Below are 2,680 nucleotides of genomic sequence, written 5' to 3'. Positions count from 1 at the left end.
AGTCGGGCCACCCTGACCGAGTACGGCAACATCGCCTCGGGAGTGGTGCTCGACGCTCTGCGCCGCCTGTTCGACGAAGGACTACCCCAGGGAGCGGCTGCCGACTCCCGGCAACCGCTTCCAAAGCGAGGCGATCGCACGCATCAGACAGACCCTCGGTGAGGTCATCGCCGAGCGGCGTGAGGGCTCTGCGAACCATGACGACCTGGTAACCGCGATGCTGGCTCCCGGCGATCATGGCGGCCCTGCCCTGGCCGACACCGTGGCTGTCGACCACGCAACAACCTTCATCGCCGCACCGACGGCGACCGTCGCCAGCACGTTGGGATGGGTGTTCCACCTGCTGGCGCAGCATCCCGGGATTGTGGACAGCCTGCGCACCGAGGTCGACACCGTCCTCGCTGGTGAGCCGGCCGGTTTCGAGCACCTGCTCGACCTGAAACTCGCCCGCCGCATCATCACCGAAACGCTCAGGCTCTATCCGAGTCTGTGGCTGGGCACTCGGGTCGTGACCACCGACACCCGCCTGGGCGGGCACCTGCTTACCGCCGGCACGGTCGTTAGCTACGGCCCCTGCCTCGTAGGCCGGAGCGGCTTGTACGACAACCCAGACAGTTTCGACCCCGACCGATGGGACGACTCCCCGAAGCGCGCCGCCTCGCCACGCCCTCATCCCCTTCGACGGGGGCGCCCGCCAATGCCTCGCCAACCAGTACGCCCCCATGGAGAGGGTCCTCGCCCTCGCCACGATTGCATCACGTTGGCGGCTTGAAGCCATCCCCGGCACCCCGCACCGCCCCCGCGCGGCCGCCAACCTAACGGCACGGGGCCTGCGTCTGCGCGCTGTGAAGCGCTCACTCCCCTTCAGGGAAGACCACCTGACGACGATCGGCGAGCCCAGCAGCCACGCAACTCCACCGCCAGCAGGAACGCAGAGGCCGACGAAGCGAGCGACTTGGCTCATCTGATTGCTATCGCCGTCGCGGCGGTTCGCGACCCGACGCCTCCTGCGCAAGCTCCGCTAGCCGCGCCCTCTGAAGGTCACGGTCACCGCGACGGGCAACTTGGACGCCGACCTCAAGTTCTGGCACCACGGCGGCAGGAAGCTGGTCTTCACGGTCGACGCCACCATCGACAAGGTGACCGTGGCCGACCACCAACCAATCCCCTTGGCCGGCGGCCCCACGACAAGGTGGTGCGCCTGCCGCTCCAGCTGGCGCCCCATGGCGATTAGCTGCCAACCCTTCTTCCCAACCCCGATACACCGGCCTCGACCGCCTCTGGCTCCCGAAACCACCGCCCGGCGGCGCTACAACGCGACGAGATCGACAAACATCCCCCGACAGTCTCGAAGCCATCGGCCGGCCGGAAGACACGGACCAAGCTCAGGAGCCTTTTTGAGTCATGTCGGGGAAGGTGAACCGGGCAAGGATCAGTCAATTGAGTCCGCCAGGACGGTAAGAGCATGCCGAAACAGCCTGTTGGCAGCCCCGCGCGAGCAGTGAAATTCCTCCAAGCGGGCACAACCCTTCACTCGCGATACGCCGTATTCATTCGCCCCCGTGTGCAATCCGAGAAAGAAGGCGGCAATCTTCGTTTCGCGTCCCGCGGGTCAGGCGGATCTTGGGGGACGCGGGCACCCCGGAACTACGCGCCTGCGCACGTGAGGGGCACCGTGCGCGAGACCGGGATGCCACCAGCGCCGGAGCGGCTTTGAGGAAGGGGATCCCCCCTCCCTTCCCGAAGCCGCTTCGGCCCTCCGCGCTTTGGACGACCGGCGGCCGGTCAATCCACACCGCCTCACCACAGACGGCTCCCGAGGGCAAAGCTCCCTCTCCTCCCGGCGACGCCGCCCTGCGCGCGGCTGCCTCAAGTCACCGAGCAGGGCCCCGCAACGACACCAAGCCCCAGATGTGGCACTGCAACGACAGCGGCACCGGCCGTGGACCGTCCGCGCCAACAGCAGCCTGTTCGATCCGCAGTCGGCCCTGACCTGAGCTCCGCGGGAGGCAACACGGCGAACGGCACCCGGCTGCACATCCAGGACGGCAACGGCAGCGCTTAGCAGTAGGGGACGGTGCCGGGCTCGGGCGGCGATCCCGGTGACTGCGTATGCTTCAACGACGCCCGGGACGCTCCCATTCCGGGTCGACTTCGGCGGGCGGTTGCACAGTCGGCTCGTGCACATCCCTCGGCGAGCAGCACCGAACGGCTGCCCCTCGTGGTCAACTTGCACGGCAGCCAATCCAAGGGCAGCTGGTCCCTCAACTTCACCGACAGGCGGGCCACCGCCCCAGTCCACGTCATCGGTGCGTCTCGGGCGGGGCCATGCAACGGGCAGCGCTTGTCTGGAACGTGCCGGAGGTGATCTCAGTGCCCCGGGGGACGTGGGCTGCTTGGGCGCGGTCAGCACACTCTGCGAGCCTTGTGCACCGACCCGGCGCAAGGCACTGGCGGCTCTGGGACGCACAAACACCGGCTACTCCGGCGGCGACCGCATGACCTCGGGCCTGGCCCGCCGGCTCGCCCACCGGATCGCGGCCATCGCACCCGTCGCGGGCCTGTCGGCCGGCTCCCCCGACCCGGGTTCACGCCGTGTCGGCGGTGCTTTCCCGAGTGGTTGCCGCGGCCGTCGCCGACCCGGTCGCACTGCGCGAGGGTTTCGTCGACCAGTACATAC

Annotated in this window: 2 protein-coding genes and 1 pseudogene; 1 reads left to right on the top strand and 2 read right to left on the bottom strand. The window is 68.4% G+C overall.

Annotated features, from left to right (window positions below; all coding sequences use genetic code 11):
- Positions 1 to 97: 97 nt before the first annotated feature.
- Positions 98 to 772, top strand: coding sequence for a cytochrome P450 (locus tag ACH4YL_RS40670; RefSeq protein ID WP_398512578.1), 675 nt, complete (start codon positions 98 to 100; stop codon positions 770 to 772).
- Positions 773 to 1,021: 249 nt separating this feature from the next.
- Here the strand turns inward: ACH4YL_RS40670 and ACH4YL_RS40665 are convergent, their stop codons facing one another.
- Complete coding sequence (locus ACH4YL_RS40665; protein WP_398512577.1) at positions 1,022 to 1,225, bottom strand: hypothetical protein; 204 nt, start codon at positions 1,223 to 1,225, stop codon at positions 1,022 to 1,024.
- Positions 1,226 to 2,559: 1,334 nt separating this feature from the next.
- A pseudogene (locus ACH4YL_RS40660) lies at positions 2,560 to 2,680 on the bottom strand (IS5/IS1182 family transposase); the annotation flags it as partial.

The organism is Streptomyces sp. NPDC020681 (genome assembly GCF_044334895.1).
Lineage (GTDB): Bacteria > Actinomycetota > Actinomycetes > Streptomycetales > Streptomycetaceae > Streptomyces.
Note: the sequence above shows the minus strand (reverse complement) of the source record. Positions and strands in the feature narration are given on the sequence as shown.